This window comes from Corynebacterium confusum (genome assembly GCF_030408715.1).
Classification (GTDB): Bacteria; Actinomycetota; Actinomycetes; order Mycobacteriales; family Mycobacteriaceae; genus Corynebacterium; species Corynebacterium confusum.
On the sequence record NZ_CP047202.1, the window covers coordinates 2,365,144 to 2,382,758 of the forward strand.

Consider the following 17,615-nt stretch of genomic DNA (forward strand, 5'->3'; position numbering starts at 1 on the left):
GCGCCTTGTAGGCTATAGCGCATGAATTATTCAGGACGCGACCATGACCGGGAATCCCGCCGCGCCGGCGATGACTTCGTGCGCGGGGCGGACGGTCGCATCCTGAAAGACCGCTACGGCCGGCCCATCCACAAGCGGCCCGCGGGCTCGCAGGCCGCCTCGCACGCCGCCCCGCCACGGCAAAAGCCCCCGCGGCAAACGCCGCCACGGCAAACGCCGCCACCGCGGCAGGTTCCCCCGGCGCAACCCAAGCAGCAGGCGCAGCAACAGCCACCGCGCCAGACACCCCTGCCGGCCTACGCACAGCCGCACTACCAGCAGCAGTACCGCCAAGAACACCGCCAGGACTACCCGCCGCAGCCGGAGGCCCCGCGCCGCTACCGGGTGCCGGCGCCGCCGGAGGGGCATCGTCCGCACCGGCGCCGCAAGCGCACCAGCCCGGTCAAGGGCTGCCTGGGCTGCGCCGGCTGGGTGCTGGCCATCGTGGTGGTGGCCAGCCTGGTGCTGATGCTGTGGGCCGACACGCGGCTGACCCGCGTGGAAGCCATGCCCGAGCAGCAGGTGGCCAAGACCGCCGGCACCAACTGGCTGCTGGTCGGCTCGGATTCGCGCCAAGGCCTCACCGAGGAACAGCAGGCGGAACTAGGCACCGGCGGCGACGTCGGGGTGGGCCGTACGGACACCATCATGCTGCTGCACATCCCGTCCAGCGGGAAGGCGCAACTGATCTCCATCCCGCGCGACTCTTATGTCTCCGTGCCGGGCTTCGGCCAAGACAAGGTCAACGCCGCCTTCACCTACGGCGGCCCGCAGCTGCTGACCGAAACCGTCGAGGGCGCCACGGGCCTGCACATCGACCACTATGCCGAGATCGGCATGGGCGGGCTGGCCAACGTGGTCGACTCCGTCGGCGGCGTAGACATCTGCGTGGCCGAGCCCATCAACGACCCGCTGGCCAACCTGGACGTCCAGCCCGGCTGCCAGAAGCTTGATGGCCCGACCGCCCTGGGCTACGTGCGCACCCGCGCCAGCGCCATGGGCGACCTGGACCGCGTGGCCCGCCAGCGCGAATTCTTCGCCGCGCTGCTGGACAAGATCACCTCGCCGGCCACGCTAATCAACCCGTTTAGGACGGTCTCGCTGGTCAACCACACGGCCTCGTCCTTCATCGTGGGCGAGGACGAGCACGTCTGGCACCTGGCCCGCGTGGCGCTGGCCATGGGCACCGGCGTGGAGACCCAGACCATCCCCATCGGCGGCTTCATGGACACCGAGGTCGGCAACGTGGTCCTGTGGGACGACGCGCAGGCCCAACAGCTCTTCGACTCGCTGCGTTAGCGCAGGGTGACCTGACGGGACTTCAGGTTCTGCAGCTGCTTGCGCTCGTCGGGGCTCAGCTGGGCATCGTTAGGGATTTCGGATTCCAGGGCGGCGTCGACGCGCTGAAGTTCGGATTCGAAGGAGGCCGGGTCGGCATCAGCCGGCAGGTCGAAGACCGGGGCGATGACGCCGTGGGTGCGGAAGACGCCGGCGAACTTGGTGCCCTCGCCGAGGTTCATCTCCTCACGGGCGGCCACGCGGGCGATCGCGTTGAGGAAGGCGGACTCGTCCTCGGTGGGGCGGACCCAGCGAATATAGGACTTGTCCCCGCCGGCGGACCAGAAGGCGGTGCCGCTAATATCGGCGCCGACCGGGTGGGTTGCCACCACGGACTGGTTGGCGGCCTGCAGGGACTGCTGGACGGCCGGGTTGCTGGGAGCGCCCTCGGGGATCCACCAGGAAAAGTCCTGGAAGACCTCGACGTCTACGTCCGCGGAGGCATCGATAAGCTCGCTCAGCTGCGGCTCCGTGCCGTCCGCGGCCGTGGACTCGAGGGTCTCGCCCGCGCCGTGGTTTTTCACCCAGTTCAGGGCGAAGGCCAGGTCGCGGCCCGGGTTGTGGGTGTGCGACTGGACCTGCAGGGCCACGAAGGCGGCCCCGCCGTACTCGTCGTCGCGGATGAGGGCGGCCGATGCGCCGGGCAGCACCGTGGCCAGGTAGACGTCGCGATCGATGCCCTTGACCGGCAGCTTCGCGTACGCCGAGGGGACGAACTCCTGCATGGCCACCAGGGTGGCCTCCGCCTGCAGCCCGCCGAAGGGGCGCGGGTCCTTCTCTAGGGCAGCGCGCTCGGCCGCGCGGGCGGCGAGCTTGGCCTGCCGGCGGGACATGCCCTTCGGCAGATCTTCCTTTTTCTTCTTCTTTTTAGCCATGCCCCCTAAGATACCTGGCGTTTAGTACTTAATGGCATGGAGGGCGACTTCCGGTTGGTTCGTGGCCAGCACGTCCACGCCGTTGGCCCACGCCCACTTAATATCGGCCTGCCGGTCCACGGTCCACAGGTAGGTCGGCAGCCCGTGCGCCCCGATAGCCGAGGGCTGCAGCTTGGCGCGCATGAGCGACATGCCCAGCCCCGTCGCGTCCGGCAGCAGCATGTCCCGCCGGTTGACGTGGCGCTCCCAGTCGCGGCGCAGGTAGATGCGATCCACCTGCGGCGCCAGCTGCCGCATGCGGCCGATCGCCCGGCGCGAGAAAGAAATGACGTGGATGCGCGGATCATCCAGCATGCCAGCGTACCGCAGGCGCAGCACGACCTGCTCTTCCAGCACGTCGCCCGGAGTGCCGGGGTGCTTGGTCTCGATGTAGAGGTGCCGGTCGGTGGCACGGACCAGCTCGAGCAGTTCATCGAGGAGCAGCGGCCGCTGCCCGCCGCCGATGTCGGCGCGGGCGACCTCCGCCCACTTCATGCGGGAAATCACGCCCGTGCGGTCCGCGGTCCGGTCCAGCTTGGCGTCGTGGATGACCACCACGTAGCCGTCCTGGGTCAGGCGCACGTCGCATTCGATGCCCCAGATATCCAACCGCAGCGCCGCCGCGAAGGACGCTTCGGAATTTTCCGGGTATTTGCCGGAATACCCGCGGTGAGCCACGATATCCACGCGCGCAAGCCACCTCTTTTCTTCTGCCGCCCGGTTAGTTCTCTGGAGCCGACCTTTCACACTCTAACCCCGTTCCGGCTTTCCTGCAGAGGGGCCGAGGTTCTGCAATGATGGCAGGCATGAAACGCTTCCTCCGGCGCACGGGTTACCGCTTCACTAGCGGTGCGCTGCGCGCGGGCATCTTCTCGCTCGAGGTGTTAAATGATCTCACGCCGGGGGTGCGTATGACCGGGCGGCGCCGACTGCCGCAGAACATGGCCGGCGGGATCCTAGGCGCGGAACTGGCCACGTGGGCGGCCATTTCGCCCTCGCTGCTGCCGCGGCCGTGGTGGGTGACCGCCGCGAACGTGGCCATCGGGCAGGCGGCCGGGCACTGGGCGGGGGCGACCGCGGCTTATGTGGCGAAGGAATTCCTGCGTTCTATCGGCAAGCGCCCGCAGGACCGGCTGACCTACCAGTACCGGCACCGGATCGCGTTGGGGCTGGCGGCGGTGACGGCGGGTATGACCGCGCTGTCGGTGCGCAACCAGCGCAAGCAGGCGGCTCTGGTGGACAAGGACAACGACCGCGGCCCAGCCCAGGCGCTGACCGGCACCGTCGTGGGCACCCTGGGCTACGGCAGCCTACTGCTTCTGGGCGAGGCGGTGCAGGCCTCCGTCGACCAGCTGTCCAAGGGGCTGCGGCGCTGGCTTCCAGCGCTGGTGGCCTGGCCGCTGGGTGCGGCCGGCCTGGCGGCAGTGGTCTTCGTCTTGTCCAACCGTGTGCTGTTTAAGACCTGGATCCGCAACGTGACCGCCCGCGCCCAGGGGCTCAACCGGACGGTCTTCCCCGGCTCCACGATGCCCTGGGAGCCGGAGCGCTCCGGCTCGCCGTGGTCCTACGAGCCGTGGACGGCGGTCGGGCTGCAGGGACGTTCATTCCTGTCCAGCGGGCCGCGCGCGGACGACATCAAGGCAGCGATGGACTGCGAGCGCGCCCACGAGCCGATCCGCATCTACGCCGGGCTGGTGCCGGGCCGTTCCATCCGCAACGCCGCCCGCCAGGTCATCGCGGAGATGGAGCGCACCGGCGCGTTCTGGCGCAACACGATTGTCATCCAGATGCCCGCCGGCTCCGGCTGGCTCAACAACTGGTCCACCTGCTCTTATGAGTTCCTCACCCGCGGCAACTGCGCCACGGTCACGCTTCAGTACGACGTGCTGGCCAGCGTGTTTTCCTACGTGGTGAATCCGGACGGGCCCGTGCGGGCCGCCTGGGAGCTCATCACGGCGGTCAAGCACCACCTGGAAGACCTGCCGGAGGGCGACCGCCCGCGGCTCTACTTCGCCGGCGAGTCCCTGGGGGCCTACGCCATCCTGGACAACTTCGAGTCCGTGGAGGATCTGCTCGCCGCCTGCGAGGGCGCGGTCTTTTCCGGCCCGCCGCGCATGACCCGGTTTACCTCCGAGCTCCAGCGCGACCCCGGCTCCCTGGAGCGCGTGCCCGTCATCGACGGCGGCAGGCACATCCGTTTCGCCGCCGCCACCCCGCACACCCGCCACGACGCCTTCGGCCACAGCTACCCGCAGACCTGGCAGCGCCCGCGCGTGCTCATCGCCCAGCACGCTTCCGACGCCATCGTGTGGTGGGACAAGGCGCTGGCCTTCCGGCGGCCGGGGTGGATCCACGAGCCGCAGCCGGACACGGCGTACGCCGACACCTTCAAAGAGATGTTCTGGGCGCCGTTTATCACCTTCTGGCAGATCGGGCTTGACCAGGTCAACTCCCTCAACGTGCCGGGCGGGCACGGGCACAACTATTTTTCTGAGATGTTCTGGTACTGGGACAGCGTGCTGGGCTCGCAGTCCCGCGTGGCGCTCACGCCTAGCCGCGCGCGCCGGATGGAGGAATTCCTCCGCCGCGACGCCTAAGTCTTCGCCCCCGCGTTGAAGCGCGCTAGCCGCACTTGACGCCGGTGCTGTGGTGCGGGCAGTAGCCGTTCGGGTTCTTGGCCAGGTACTGCTGGTGCTCGTCCTCGGCTAGGTAGTACTGACCGGACGGGGTATCCCCAAGCAGCTTTACCTCGGTGGTGGTCTCGCCGAAGCCGGCGTCGGCGAGCTTGTCCGCGTAACGCTCTACCAGCTTCTCGATGACCTCCCTGTCCTCCTGCGTGCGCGGGTAGAACGCGGAGCGGTACTGGGTGCCGACGTCGTTGCCCTGGCGGTAGCCCTGCGTAGGGTCGTGGGCCTCCAAGGCCTTGACCACTAAGTCTTCCAGGCTGACCCGCTGCGGGTCGTAGGTGACCTCGACGACCTCGGCGTGGTTGGTCAGGCCGCGGCAGACCTCGTAGTAGGTCGGGTTCGGGGTATTACCGCCGGCGTAACCGACCGAGGTGGACTCCACCCCGTCGGTTTCCCAGTACATCTTCTCTACGCCCCAGAAGCAGCCGATGCCCAGCAGGAGGGAGCGCTGCCCCTCCTTCCACGGGCCGGTAATCGGCGTGCCGAGGACGGCGTGCGGCTGTGGTACGGGAAGCACCGGCTCAGCGCGACCCGGCAGGGTTTCTTGTGCGTCAACAATCTTCGGCGCCGGTCCAAACAACCATGACATGGTTTAGTTCCTTTCCGGATTTATTTCAGGGCAATTTCAACGGATAATTTTGACGTTGTACTGCGGGTTTATAGATTTTTGCAAGAATTTCGTTGCGAAATCTACAAACCAGCCTATTATGGGGCCCGTACCCAACGAAAGGAATTTAATCATGGCTGTTTACGAACTTCCCGACCTGCCGTACGACTACGACGCTCTGGAGCCGCACATCTCCACCGAGATTATGCAGCTGCACCACGACAAGCACCACAACACCTACGTGCAGGGTGCTAACGCTGCTCTCGAAGCTCTCGAGGCCGAGCGCAACGGCGAGGCTAACGCGGACCGCATCCGCGCCCTGTCCAAGAACCTGGCTTTCAACCTGGGTGGCCACACCAACCACTCCATCTTCTGGAAGAACATGTCCCCGAACGGCGGCGGCCAGCCGACCGGCGAGCTGGCTGAGGCCATCGAGCGCGACTTCGGCTCCTTCGAGAAGTTCCAGGCTCACTTCGCTGGCGCTGCTACCAGCCTGCAGGGCTCCGGCTGGGCCGTGCTGGGTTACGACCACATCGCCGGCAAGCTCATCATCGAGCAGCTGACCGACCAGCAGGGCAACGTTTCCGTTAACTTCACCCCGCTGCTGATGCTAGATATGTGGGAGCACGCATACTACCTGCAGTACAAGAACGTGAAGGCCGACTACGTCAAGGCCTTCTGGAACGTCGTCAACTGGGACGACGTCGCCGAGCGCCTGGCTGCCGCTGAGAAGTAAGAGAAGCAACTTAGCGCTTTCCAGCGTTCCTCACTAAAGGGCCGGCCCCGCGCGGGGCTCGGCCCTTTCTCGATCCCGCGGGATGTGCGGAAAAATCGGCTTCTACCACCGAGTCTGCGCGTATCCCCAGGGCACCGTTCGCCTTCAGGCGCAAAGGCCGATGGGTTGACATAGCAAAGCCCCCTTGACAGTAAAGCATGCTTAACATATGCTCATAGACGTAAAGCAGACTTGACTAAAGCGCGGCCAGAGCAAGGCCAGAAGCCGAAGCAAGCCGGCGATGCCACTCAGGCCAGGAAAGGGGTAAACCATGGAAACGAAAACACGCCTCGGCCGGATGCGTTCCGGCGGCAGCCAGCGCAAGCTGATGTTGACCTCCGCTGCGGCTGGTGCGATGACCGCGGTCATAGTTGGCGCGGTTCTGACCGCACTGACGGATCACACGGGAGTATCCGCCGGGTTGGCCGTCGTGATATACGCCGCGTGCCTGTTCCCGGTGGGGTTCGTCGCATGGTGGGCTGTGTTGGTAGACCGCTCAACCATCGCGGGGGCGCCGGCCCAGCCGGAGGAGTCAATCGAGTCTCGCTGGTACGACCAGGCAGCCCAAAGCACTTTCCACGTCTGCCTGTGGGCAGTAGGCGCGCTCGGAGTGGTCTCGGTATTCTGGGATTTCCAGGTCTCCGCCTCCTGGTTAACCATCGGTCTAGGCACGTTCCTAGCGGTTGTTTTCTGGGTTTCGTACCTGCTCCACAAGCGACGCGAGTCCTAAGCGCTATGAACAACCGGCTACGCGAGTACCGCGCTACACACAACCTATCCCAACAAAAACTGGCCGACGCCTTAGGCGTATCCCGCCAGACGGTCATCAGCCTGGAAAAAGGTCGCTACGATCCGTCGCTGCCGTTAGCGTTCCAGCTGGCAGCCTTCTTCGACTGCACGATCGAGGACCTTTTCATCCCGGATTAGCTCCGCCTGTCAGCCTCCGCTAGCACCCAGCCTGGCAGACGAAGTCGCGGAACTGGGCGACGGCCGGGGCGTCGTCCCCGGGGCGCCATACCAGGCCGAGCTCGCGGTACGCCGGCGGGTCCAACGGGATTACGTTGCGAGCTTGCAGGTACGGGTCTTCCAGCGGCAATAGGGCGCTGCCCAGGCCGGATTCGACGAGTCCCGCGACGGTGGTCAGCTCCATCGACTCGAAGACGAAGCGCGGGGTGACGCCGGCCGCGGCGGCGAGGTCGTCCAGCAGCATGCGGGTCCCGTAGCCCGGCAGCATGCCGATAAAGGGCTCGCCGTCAAACTGCGCCATCGTGACGGTATCGGCGGTTCCCGCCCAGTGCTCGGCGGGCACGGCAATGCCTAGGCGCTGGCGCTCGAGCACCGCCCAGCTCAGCGCGTGTGGGGCGGCATTGAGCGGGCGCGGTCCCACGAGCGCGAGGTCGGCTTCGCCGGCTAGGACGCGGTCGACCAGCTCTCGGGCGGCCCCTTGGTGCAGCTGGAACTCGACGTTCGGGTAGCGCGCGCGGTAAGTGCGCAAGAGGTCGGGGACCATCCAGGTTCCCAGCGAGTGCATGAAATCCAGGCGCACCGTGCCCCGGTCGGGGTCCATCAGGCGGGCGACCTCCGCGGCCCCGCGGGAAAGCTCCGCCAGGGCTGTGCGCGCGTGGGGCAGGAAGCCCGCACCGCGGCTGTTGAGCACCACGCGGTGGCCGGCGCGGTCGAAGAGGCTCGCGTCAACGGCCCTTTCCACCCGTTGGATGCGCCGGCTGAGGGTGGGCTGGCTAATTCCTAACCGGTCGGCGGCCGCCCCGACGGCGCCGGTCTCCGCGGTGGCGATGAAACCGCGCAGGTCATCCACATTCATGCACAAAGTGTATCAAGTCCTGCCATTTCCCACATTTTACACATAGCCCCCGCGCGGGCATGCTGAGGATATGCTGAGAGCCATGCCCCGAAATACCCGCGCTACCATCGCCATGCTCTGCGTCGGGCTGGCAGTCTTTTCCTGCCTGTATTCCACCCAGGCCATCCTGCCGGAGCTGGTCAGCGAGGTGGGCTTGAGCTCCACGGCGGCCGCGCTGACAGTCTCCGCGGCGACGGGCGCGCTGGCGGTCTGCGTCGTACCCGCCTCCATCGTCTCCGAACGCTTCGGCCGCGGGCGGATCCTCCTGGTCTCCTGCCTGGCGGCCACGCTGGTTGGCTTCGCGGTGCCGTGGGCGTCCAGCCCCGCGCTACTGATTGGGCTGCGCGCCGTCCAGGGCGCCCTCATGGCGGGAGCTCCTGCGGTGGCGATGGCCTGGCTCTCGGAAGAGCTGAACGCCCGCGCGCTGCCGCGGGCGATGGGCCTGTATATCGCCGGCACCTCCATCGGCGGCCTGATGGGGCGCCTTATCCCCTCCGGCCTGCTGGAGCTGACCTCGTGGCACTGGGCACTGGCCGGTTCCACGCTGGTGTCCTTCCTCTTCGCCGTCGCGGCGGCGTTCCTGCTGCCCAAGCAGCACAACTTCACAGCCAAAACGCTCAATCCCCGGCGCGAATTCGCCGCCATGCTCGAGCACTGGCGGACCAAGGAACTCGGCCTGCTCTTCCTGGTCGCCCTGCTGGCGATGGGCTCTTTCGTCTCCATTTACAACTTCATTTCTTTCCGGCTCATCGAGACCTTCGGACTGCCGCAGGCGCTGGTCAGCTTCGTCTTCCTGCTGTATCTCTTCGGCACCTGGTCGTCTGCCCAGGCCGGCAAGCTGGCCGCCGAGCACGGCCGGGGGACCACCCTGCTGGGCGCGTGCGTGCTCTTCGGCGTCGGCATCGCGCTCACGCTCGGGCCCCTGGTGGCAACGATTGCTGGCATGCTGCTGCTGACCGTGGGCTTTTTCGCCGCCCACTCCACGGCCAGCGGCTGGGTCGGCGCCGTGGCTAACCACGACCGGGCGGAGGCCTCCAGCATGTACGTCTTCTGCTATTACTTCGGCTCCTCGGTGCTGGGCGCTTTCGCGGGAACGCTGTTCGGGGCGTTCAGCTGGGCCATCTTCGTGGGCTTCTACGTGCTGGTTTCCGTGATCCTTATCGCCATCGCCGCAACGCTGAAGCGGCGCGCGGTGGGATAAACTAGGGAAATTATGGAGAAAATACCCAACAAGAAGTGGTCGGGGAAGACCTGGCACCGGCGCGCCAGCAAACCAATCACGCTGTGGATGATGATCTTCATCCTGGCCGGGGCGGTGCACACCCTCATCCCCAACTACCGCTGGGTGCTCATCCACCTGTTCACGCTGGGCGTGGTGACCAACAACATCGTCGTCTGGTCGCAGTACCTGACCGAGAAATTCGTCCAGGCCCGGCTGCCCGACTCGGCCCGCCCCAACCAACTGCGGCGGATCTACATCCTCAACGCGGGCGTGGTTCTGGCCATCATCGGCCAGGCCCTCGACGACATCTGGAACCTGCACTTTATCCTCACGCAGCTGGGCGCGCTCATCGTCGGCGCCATGCTGCTCTGGCATGGCGCCAGCCTGACCCAGCAGTGGCGCGGGGTCGATAGCGCCAAGCGCTTCCGCCCCATCATCCTGGGCTATGTCGGCTCGGCGCTGTGCCTGCCCGTCGGCGCCTTCTTCGGCGCCATCTTGTCCATGGGCCTGTCCGAGCCCTGGTACGGGCGCTTGCTGACCGCGCACGTGGTGACCAATATCGGCGGTTTCATCGGCCTGGCCGCCGCGGCCAGCCTGACGGTGCTTTTCCCCACCATGTGGCGGACCAAGGGCATCACCACGCGGATGAACCCGACGCTTGCCCTCCTCGCGGTGGGCACCGCCGTGACCATCGCGGGCGCGCTCAGCAGCCTCGCGTGGCTAACCGGTGCGGGCCTGGTGGTCTACGCCGCCGGCTGGCTGGCCAGCCTCCAGCAGTGGCTACGCAACGTCGGCGCCGTGCTAGCCGAGCCGCGCGACCGGGTCAGCTACCCGGCGGTCTCCGTGCTGGCGGCGGTGACGTGGCTGGCGCTGACCATCGTCTACCTGGCCGTCCAGGTCTTTATCAGCGGCAACCCAGAGCCGCTGCCGACGCTGCCGCTGCTCATCGGCTTCGCCGGCCAACTGCTCATCGGCGTACTCAGCTACATCATGCCCACAACGATGGGTGGCGGCCCCTCGGCCGTACGCGCCGGCCTGAAGGAAATGAACCGCGGCGGCCTGTTCCGCTCCACGCTGATTAACGGCGGCCTCATCGTCTGGCTGATTACGGAAAAGTCCTGGCTAGCGGTCTTTTCTTCGGTCCTGTGCATCATCCCGCTGGCCGCCTTCCCCGTGTTCATGATCCGCGCGGTCAAGGCGCAGAAGGCCGTCCTGATGAAGCAGGCGGAGGGCCCAGCTCCGGAGACCGAATCCCAGTGGGGGCAGATCACCGCCGGTCTGGTGACCCTGGCGCTGCTGCTGGCGGTTTTTGGAGGTATCTAACGCCCGGCGCGCCCGCGCTCATCCAGTCACGGACCGCGCGGGTAGCCTGCACATCGTCCTCGTTATACGTCAGCAACGCCTCGCGCACGGCGGTATCCCCGCGCAACGCCGCCCGGCGCGCGGCCACGGATTCCTCGCCGGCGAAATCACCCTGCCGCCAGTGAAAACCCGCGTGCGGGGCCACCACCTTGAGCCCCAACCCGGACGGCCCAAGGAAATGGGCCCTGACGTGGGCGAACAAGTCGACCCACTCGGGCGAGGAAAGGAAGCTTTCCACCTCGGCCAACGCGGGCTGACCGAAGCGCTTGGCGGACATGCGTATCCAGTGATTCTCGCCGTGCGCGGAGTAGCAATAGGCCGCAAAGGTCTGGCCCGCCGCATGGGCGCGAGCCCGGATGCCCATCAGCCAGTCCCAGAACGCGGCGAAGTTGCGGGCCTCGGCGCGCCCGCCCAGCGGCTCCCAGGTCACGAAGGGGTAGTATTCGCCGGCATACCACGCACCCCAGAGGTAGGCTCCCTGGTCCAGGTAGGCCTCCATGTCCACGTCGACCTCCACGTCGGCGCGGGGGATGGCGGGCGCGTCGCGGGCCAGCAGCGTTATCCCCTCCCGCCACGCTGCGGCCAGCTGGGAGGCCGGGTAGTAGTCAGCATCGATAAGCGCCTGGACGCTGTCGATGCCCTGCTCCCGGTACGGGTCGGCCTTGTCACCGGGCAAGAACAGGCTGATGTCGTCGACGGCAGTCAGCTCCGGCTCGCAGACGGGCCAGAAGCGGCAGCTGGCGCATTCTTTGACCCGGCGCGGCGCCTGGGGCAGCGGGCGGGCCAGGGCGGTATCCAGCGCGGCCTGGTAGCGCTGCGTTTCGGTGAAGAAGGTCAGCTGGCGGTCCTGGCCGATGATCCCGGCCCGACCCGCGTACTGCTCGCCGAGGGCCCGCTCCGCGAGCGCCAGCCGATAGCCGTCGGCCACGTGGTGGCGTGCCTGGTACGGCAGCGGCAGGGGGCGGCTGAGCCCGAGGCGATGGGTGGGCACGCCCGGCAGGGTCTTGCCGGGCTTCTTCCGCGCCACGCGGTGGTTGGAGACCAGCACTGGGACGACCCCGTCCGGGGTGCGCAACAAGAGGTCCACGTTGACCGCTACTCCCTCGGCGATGAGCACGCCGCCGGTGATGTGGGTGTGCGCGCCGCTAAGCGCGCGCTGGGTGGCGGCGGCGCGCTGGGAGGCATCGTCAGCCGGCAGGGGCCCTAAGTCCTTGCGGCGGACCTTTTTGCCCTGCTGGGGCAGCTGTTCGGCGACGGCCTCGCGGGCGGCGCGCAGCCTGTCGGCCCGCGCGGCGGCGGAGGCAGGGGCGGGGATTTCGGGGAAGCGCCGGGCCTGAACCCGCCGGTACTGGCACCCCACCAGATCCGACGCCGTCAACCAATCGCTCACCCGTCCGAGCTTAATAGACTAGGACAGGTAATGTTGAATGCAGCACTACACTGCAAACAAATAGTTCCCAAGACAACGACCTTCAACCACAGTGAGGACTAACGTCATGAGCCTGCTCAAGAAAGCTCGTAAGCTCCGCGCCCAAGCCAAGGCAGAAGCCAAGGCCGCCAAGGCCCGCGCCCGGGCCGAGGTCAAGGAGGCCTCCAAGGCGGAGCGCCGCCAGCAGAAGCTGCTGGCCAAGCAGGAAAAGAACTTGCTGAAGTCGGAAGAAAAGGGCCTGAAGAAGCGCCGCAAGCACGAGGAAAAGATGGCCAAGCAGGAGCTGGAGAAGCTCAAGGCCGGCCGCTTTAACTCCGACAATGTCAAGCGCTACGCCGGCGCCGCCCGCGTGGCCGTCCCGCTGCTGCTGCCGCTGGCCTACCGCGGCCTGGTGGCCCTGCGCGAAAACAACGAGAAGCGCCAGGCTAAAAAGGCCGGCGTCTCCCGCGACCAGCTCGCCTCCTTTGCCGGCCACGGCGCCTCCCTGAAGGCCCGCACCCAGGGCATCCGCAACTCACTGGAGGGTACCGACCTGCCGGCCGGTTTCAAGCGCGACGTGCGCGACCGCCTCGACGAGCTCGACGCGGCCACCGACAACGCGGAATTCATGACCGCCGATCAGCGCCGCCGCGCGCACTCGTCGATCAACACCGACATCGACGGCATCACCTACGACATCCAGCAGCGCCTCACCACCGCCTAGAACGCGGCGTCCCTAAGCCCACAGCACAACCCCGGATCCCAGCATCTACCTGCCGGACCGGGGTTGAGCTTTGTCCGCGCCGAAGTAGGCGGCGCGGGGCGCGGGACCGCGGGCTAGAGCACGCCCTGCTCGCGGGCGGCGGCGACGGCCGAGGTGCGCGATCGCACGCCCAGCTTGTCGTAGATGTGCACCAGGTGGGACTTCACGGTGGCCTCCGAGAGCATGAGGTCCTGGCCGATCTGGCGGTTCGAGGCGCCGGCGGCCACCAGCTTGAGCACCTCCAGCTCGCGCGGGGTCAGCGAGGTGCGCGGCGTGCGCACGCGCGTCATCAGGCGGTCGGCGACCATGGGCGACAGGGCCGAGTCCCCGTCCGCGGCCGAGCGCACCGCGGCGAGCAGCTCCGCCGGCGGGGCGTCCTTGAGCAGGTAGCCCAAGGCGCCGGCTTCGATGGCGCCTAGGATGTCCGCGTCCGTGTCGTAATTGGTCACGACCAGCACCTTCGGCGGGTGCTCCATGTGGGAGCGGATAGCAGCGGTGGCCTCCGCCCCGCCCATCACCCGGGTGCCTTCCACGCCCGCGCCAAAGCGCAGGTCCATCAGCAGCACGTCGATGCCGCCGGCCTGGGCCGCCGAGATCGCGGCCTCGGCCGTGGCCACCTCCCCGACTACCTCGATGTCGTCGGCCTCCTCTAGCACGGCGCGCAGCCCTAGTCGGACGATTTCGTGGTCGTCAGCTAGCAGAACCCTAATCACGTGGAGCCTCTCCTTTTTGTGGAAACACGTATCCTCCGAAAGTTTAATCTACCAAGGGAACGCTAACAGATACAGCCGTGCCGCACCCAGGCGTGGATTCCACCGAGATCGTCCCGCCGAGCTCCTCCGCGCGGCGCTGCAGGGCGCTGAGCCCGATGTGCCCCAGCCCGGCGGGCCGGTCGCGGACTTCCTCCGGGTCGAAGCCGCGCCCGTTGTCCACCACGTCTAAGCGGACCTCGTCGTCCTCGTAGGTCACGGTCACGCGCGCCCGGCTCGCGTGCGCGTGCTTGACGACGTTGCCCGCCGCGCCCTGGGCGATGCGCAGCAGCGCGGCCTCGACCTTCATCGGCAGCTGGCGGGGCTCGCCGTCGGTTTCGACCTCCATCTCCAGCTCGCCGGTGGCGGCGTAGCCCTCCGCCATGCGCGTGAGCGCGCCCGCCAGGGAGGTCTCCGACAGGCCGGCCGGCTGCAGCGCGGCGATCATGGCGCGGGCCTCCTTGAGGTTCTCGGCCGCGGTCGAGCGCGCCAAGTCCATGCGCTGGCTGGCGCGGACTGGGTCCTCGCTAGCGATGTCGCGCTGCGCGGCGTGCAGCAGCATCTGGATGGAGGACAGCCCCTGGGCCAGCGTGTCGTGGATTTCGTGGGCGATGCGCTGGCGCTCCGCGCTGATACCGGCCTCGCGCTCCGTCTGGGCCAGCTGCGCGCGGGTCTCGACGAGCTCGGCGATGAGCTCCTCGCGCTCCAGGTTGATGCGGTGGAGCGTGTCGAAGGCGTAGTAAATGGCGATGGTGACCACCGCGGAGACCCCCGGGCCCATCACGCCGCCGAAGGTCAGGCCGTCCGGGATCTGCACGACCACGGAGATCACCCCGGCGACTATCACCATGATGACGCCCCAGAACATCGACAGCACGCGCAGATAGAGGAAGAACAGGCTAAAGACCAGGTAGATGCCCGCCGGGGCGATGGTCAGGTCCAGCACCCACAGGGCGGTCAGCGCGGCCAGCCACAAAAGCTTGACCGTAAACAGCCAGAGGTGCATGTAGATGGAGCCGGCGAAGTAGACGGCGGCGAAGGCAGACAGCAGCACAAGGTTCGCGGCGGCGTCCCCCAGCGGCATCCGCACGGAGGCGAAGATGGCGATCACCAGCAAGGTGGCGGTGAGGATGTGGATGCCGTTGCGCAGGACATCCGCATCGCTCAGGTTCTCCGCGGACGGGTGCTCTAGACTGGTACTCATGCCCAAAAGCCTACTTCCCGCCGTGCTCGTCGTAGCGCTTGGCCTCGCGGCCTGCAGCAGCGAGTCCAGCGACGCACCCGAAAGCGACAACTCGGCCCAGCCCGCCGCCGAGCAGCCGGCCGACAGCAACGACACCGCCCCGGAAAACGCAGCGGCCGAGCAGCCCGGCGACGGCCTGCCGGTGGAGACCACGGCCGAGGCGACCGAGCCCGGCGAGTGCCCTTACCTGGACGGCCAGTGGCTGGCGGAAACCAACGGCCAGCGCCTGACCGATCAGGCCATCGATCCCCGGTTTAGCACGCCTGCCTGCATCTTCTGGTCCTACCCGGAGGACCCGCAGGCCACCGTCATCATCCGCGAGATGCCCGACCGCGACGCCGCCATGGACGTCGTGGACTGGGCCGCGCCCGTCGATGCCACGGAGCTCGCCGAGTTCGACGGCTGGTCCGGCGGCCGCGGGATCCTGGGCGACCAGGCGGTCTTCGCGGTGCAGAAGGACAACCACGCGGTGGCAGTCTGGACCAACCAGCTGCAGACCATCAAAGCCGAGTCCATCGCCCGAGAAGCGATCACCAACCTCGGGCTCTAGGCTGCGAGGCGGGCCTAGACAGAGACGTCGTTGTACGGCATCAACGGGGAGATGGCCGGGAAGACGACCTCCATGAGGAGGAAGAACACGCCCACGGCGATGGCGATAGCCAGCAGCACCTTCACGGGGGTAGGGCCCGGCAAGAGGTTCCAGAGTGCTCGGTACATGGTTTCTATTCCTCCTCCATCGCGGCCGGGCGCGTTGGGCTCGAGTCTACTTTCATCGCGTGCACGATCATTCGCTCCGCGTTGGAGAACTGCGGGTGGCAGGTGGTCAGCGTCAGCAGAGCCTCGCTGGGCTCCGGCCCGCCGGCGGCCATCCCAGGGATGGGAGCGATAACGCCGATGTCCCCGGGCAGCGTGATGTGGCGGCCGGGCGCCCCGGCATAAGGGCCGCCATAGATCTTTTCCTGTTGTTCCGGCGTGAAGCAGTCCGCCGGCTGCCCGTCGATGGGCAAGACCCGGTAGGTCACCCACTCGCCTTGGGTTTCGATGACGATGGAGTCGCAGGTTTCCAGCTTGCCCAGGTCGTTGAAGGGCGCGCCCTTGCCCACGCGGTGGCCGGCGACGGCGAAGTTTCCGTTCTCGCCCGGCATCTGGCTATCGACGTAGCGCCCCGGACCCTTGAGCAGGTCGTCCTCGTCGGTGCCTTCCAGGATGGCGAAGTGGTAGTCGGAAGCGAAGCTGGGGATGTACATCCGGGCAAAGGCCTCGCCCAGCTCCGGGTGGAGCTTGCCGCGCGGGTTGGTCCGTTCGTTCCAGCGCTGCTCCAGGTTCTGGTTAGCCTCGTCCTGGAGCTCGGCGGACTTCAGGTTGGTCCAATAGGCCTCATAAAAGGCGAACAACAGCAGCAGCACCCCGACGGTCATAAAGATTTCTCCCATAACCTGCTGCCAACTGAGGCGCGTGTGATTCATGCGCAATAGTGTAGCGCCTGTAGGCTGGATCTGCCTCATTCACCAGAGACTGCGGAAAGGCCTGCGCGCATGCTGACTATCTTCATGTACCCCGTGTCCGGAATCATGAAGCTGTGGCACTTCATCACCCACAGCTTCCTTGATGACCAGACCGCGTGGTTGGTCTCCATCGTGCTGCTCGTCCTCACCATCCGGGGGCTGATCGCGCCGCTGTCCTGGTCCTCGGTGAAGATGGGCCGCACCGGCGCGCTCATGCGCCCGGCCAAGCGCGACATCGAGCGCCGCACCGAGGAAGCCACGACCATCGAGGAGTACAAGGCTCTCCAGGTTGAGACCGAGGAGCTGAACAAGAAGTTCAACTACCGGCCGCTCATCGGCTGTATCCCGCCGCTTATCATGATGCCCTTCTTCCTGGGCCTGTACCAGGTGGTACTGCGCATGGCGCGGCCCTCGACGGGCGACACCGTGGGTCTGCTCAGCGCCGCGGAGGTCGAGGCCTTCCGCGAGACGACGTTCATGGGCATCCCGCTGCCGGCCTTCGTCTCGATGCCGCACGACTGGGCCGCGGAACTCGGCATCACCGGCGAAGAGGTCCGCCACGTCATCATGCCGTGGCTGGTCGCCGCCCTCATCTTTACCACCGTGAACATGGTGATCACCGGCTACCGCGCGTTCTTGACCACGCAGTTCGACCAGAAGGTGCCGCGGCGCATGTTCTACTTCGTTGTGATCATCATCCCGTTCGTGCCGTTTATGCTCTGGCACCTGGCAATGACCGGCCCGATCCCGGTGGCCATCATCTTGTACTGGGCCTGCACGAACCTGTTCACCCTGTGCCAGACGCTGGTCTTCGAGGTCTTCCTGCGGCGCCGGATGCCGCTGGGCACCGACGTCCACGAGCTGCGCCGCCAGAGCTGGAAAGACTTCCGGGCCAACCGGAAGAACAAGCTGAGCCGCGCCGAGAAGAAGGAAGAAAAGGGAAAGAAGCAGGCCCGGCGCAAGATGCAGCAGCAGGCCAGCCGCGAGCTCATGGCGGAGCGCCGCGCCGCTCGGAAGGAAGTCGGCAGACAGCAGGGGGCATCGGCAGCCAACGCAGGGGAAACGGTGGAAGGCGAAGCCGCCGAGGCCTCCCCAGCCCCCGAGGAAGACATAGAAAAAGGCCCCCGGGAAGGGGCCTAGCG

19 protein-coding genes are annotated in these 17,615 nt (G+C 67.0%); 10 read left to right on the top strand and 9 right to left on the bottom strand.

The genetic code is table 11. The annotated features are described in order from the left end of the window. Window positions 1–21 precede the first annotated feature (21 nt). Complete coding sequence (locus CCONF_RS10900; protein WP_290223660.1) at window positions 22–1,338, top strand: LCP family protein; 1,317 nt, start codon at window positions 22–24, stop codon at window positions 1,336–1,338. Here the strand turns inward: CCONF_RS10900 and CCONF_RS10905 are convergent. Together CCONF_RS10905 and CCONF_RS10910 are read right to left on the bottom strand one after the other, a co-directional pair. Then, the gene (locus CCONF_RS10905; RefSeq protein WP_290223663.1) at window positions 1,335–2,252 is read right to left on the bottom strand and encodes a DUF5926 family protein; all 918 of its coding nucleotides are present in this window, start codon (window positions 2,250–2,252) and stop codon (window positions 1,335–1,337) included. The two genes, CCONF_RS10900 and CCONF_RS10905, sit on opposite strands and share 4 nt — an antisense overlap. Window positions 2,253–2,273: 21 nt before the next feature. Continuing rightward, entirely contained in the window at window positions 2,274–2,978 is a 705-nt protein-coding gene (locus CCONF_RS10910) for a glycerophosphodiester phosphodiesterase family protein (protein WP_290223666.1), read from the bottom strand. 110 nt (window positions 2,979–3,088) lie between these two features. On the opposite strand from CCONF_RS10910, the gene CCONF_RS10915 reads away from it, so the two are divergent. After that, window positions 3,089–4,888 carry an alpha/beta-hydrolase family protein gene (locus tag CCONF_RS10915; RefSeq protein ID WP_290223668.1) on the top strand — a complete coding sequence of 600 codons (1,800 nt, stop codon included), beginning with the start codon at window positions 3,089–3,091 and terminating at the stop codon, window positions 4,886–4,888. A gap of 25 nt (window positions 4,889–4,913) precedes the next feature. On the opposite strand, the gene msrA is transcribed toward CCONF_RS10915, so the two are convergent. Next, window positions 4,914–5,567, bottom strand: a complete 654-nt coding sequence (gene msrA / locus CCONF_RS10920) for a peptide-methionine (S)-S-oxide reductase MsrA (protein WP_290223670.1) — start codon at window positions 5,565–5,567, stop codon at window positions 4,914–4,916. A 151-nt stretch (window positions 5,568–5,718) separates the two neighbouring features. On the opposite strand from msrA, the gene CCONF_RS10925 reads away from it, so the two are divergent. The 3 genes from CCONF_RS10925 (at window position 5,719) to CCONF_RS10935 (ending at window position 7,287) form a co-directional block, all read left to right on the top strand. Further along, window positions 5,719–6,321 (top strand): superoxide dismutase, encoded by a 603-nt coding sequence (locus CCONF_RS10925; RefSeq protein WP_290223673.1) that lies wholly within the window; start codon window positions 5,719–5,721, stop codon window positions 6,319–6,321. A 310-nt stretch (window positions 6,322–6,631) separates the two neighbouring features. After that, window positions 6,632–7,090 (top strand): hypothetical protein, encoded by a 459-nt coding sequence (locus CCONF_RS10930; RefSeq protein ID WP_290223675.1) that lies wholly within the window; start codon window positions 6,632–6,634, stop codon window positions 7,088–7,090. 5 nt (window positions 7,091–7,095) lie between these two features. Then, the gene (locus CCONF_RS10935; protein ID WP_070769141.1) at window positions 7,096–7,287 is read left to right on the top strand and encodes a helix-turn-helix transcriptional regulator; all 192 of its coding nucleotides are present in this window, start codon (window positions 7,096–7,098) and stop codon (window positions 7,285–7,287) included. Between the two features lie 19 nt (window positions 7,288–7,306). Here CCONF_RS10935 and CCONF_RS10940 read toward each other — a convergent pair whose 3' ends face one another. Further along, entirely contained in the window at window positions 7,307–8,182 is an 876-nt protein-coding gene (locus CCONF_RS10940; protein ID WP_290223678.1) for a LysR family transcriptional regulator, read from the bottom strand. Between the two features lie 82 nt (window positions 8,183–8,264). Here CCONF_RS10940 and CCONF_RS10945 point away from each other — a divergent pair, with 82 nt between their 5' ends. Beyond that, the gene (locus tag CCONF_RS10945) at window positions 8,265–9,422 is read left to right on the top strand and encodes an MFS transporter (protein ID WP_290223680.1); all 1,158 of its coding nucleotides are present in this window, start codon (window positions 8,265–8,267) and stop codon (window positions 9,420–9,422) included. Between the two features lie 12 nt (window positions 9,423–9,434). After that, on the top strand, window positions 9,435–10,766 hold the full coding sequence (locus tag CCONF_RS10950; protein WP_290223682.1) for a copper oxidase: 1,332 nt from the start codon (window positions 9,435–9,437) through the stop codon (window positions 10,764–10,766). Here the strand turns inward: CCONF_RS10950 and CCONF_RS10955 are convergent. Continuing rightward, on the bottom strand, window positions 10,711–12,195 hold the full coding sequence (locus CCONF_RS10955) for a TM0106 family RecB-like putative nuclease (RefSeq protein ID WP_290223683.1): 1,485 nt from the start codon (window positions 12,193–12,195) through the stop codon (window positions 10,711–10,713). The genes CCONF_RS10950 and CCONF_RS10955 overlap by 56 nt on opposite strands. A 106-nt stretch (window positions 12,196–12,301) precedes the next feature. Here CCONF_RS10955 and CCONF_RS10960 point away from each other — a divergent pair, with 106 nt between their 5' ends. Continuing rightward, window positions 12,302–12,937, top strand: a complete 636-nt coding sequence (locus CCONF_RS10960) for a DUF6474 family protein (RefSeq protein WP_290223684.1) — start codon at window positions 12,302–12,304, stop codon at window positions 12,935–12,937. Between the two features lie 113 nt (window positions 12,938–13,050). Here CCONF_RS10960 and CCONF_RS10965 read toward each other — a convergent pair whose 3' ends face one another. Both CCONF_RS10965 and CCONF_RS10970 read right to left on the bottom strand, forming a co-directional pair. Further along, entirely contained in the window at window positions 13,051–13,689 is a 639-nt protein-coding gene (locus tag CCONF_RS10965) for a LuxR C-terminal-related transcriptional regulator (protein ID WP_070769145.1), read from the bottom strand. Window positions 13,690–13,732: 43 nt separating this feature from the next. Next, window positions 13,733–14,929: a sensor histidine kinase gene (locus CCONF_RS10970; protein WP_290223686.1), complete on the bottom strand. Its 1,197-nt coding sequence runs from the start codon at window positions 14,927–14,929 to the stop codon at window positions 13,733–13,735. Between CCONF_RS10970 and CCONF_RS10975 the strand changes: the two genes are divergently transcribed. Next, the gene (locus tag CCONF_RS10975) at window positions 14,928–15,518 is read left to right on the top strand and encodes a DUF2020 domain-containing protein (protein ID WP_290223689.1); all 591 of its coding nucleotides are present in this window, start codon (window positions 14,928–14,930) and stop codon (window positions 15,516–15,518) included. The genes CCONF_RS10970 and CCONF_RS10975 overlap by 2 nt on opposite strands. A gap of 14 nt (window positions 15,519–15,532) precedes the next feature. Here CCONF_RS10975 and CCONF_RS10980 read toward each other — a convergent pair whose 3' ends face one another. Then, a complete protein-coding gene (locus CCONF_RS10980) occupies window positions 15,533–15,685 on the bottom strand; it encodes a hypothetical protein (RefSeq protein WP_168166959.1) in 153 nt (50 codons plus the stop codon). Between the two features lie 5 nt (window positions 15,686–15,690). Beyond that, window positions 15,691–16,434, bottom strand: a complete 744-nt coding sequence (locus CCONF_RS10985) for a class E sortase (RefSeq protein ID WP_290223692.1) — start codon at window positions 16,432–16,434, stop codon at window positions 15,691–15,693. Between the two features lie 69 nt (window positions 16,435–16,503). Between CCONF_RS10985 and yidC the strand changes: the two genes are divergently transcribed. Continuing rightward, window positions 16,504–17,613 carry a membrane protein insertase YidC gene (gene yidC, locus CCONF_RS10990; protein ID WP_290223694.1) on the top strand — a complete coding sequence of 370 codons (1,110 nt, stop codon included), beginning with the start codon at window positions 16,504–16,506 and terminating at the stop codon, window positions 17,611–17,613. Window positions 17,614–17,615: the final 2 nt, after the last annotated feature.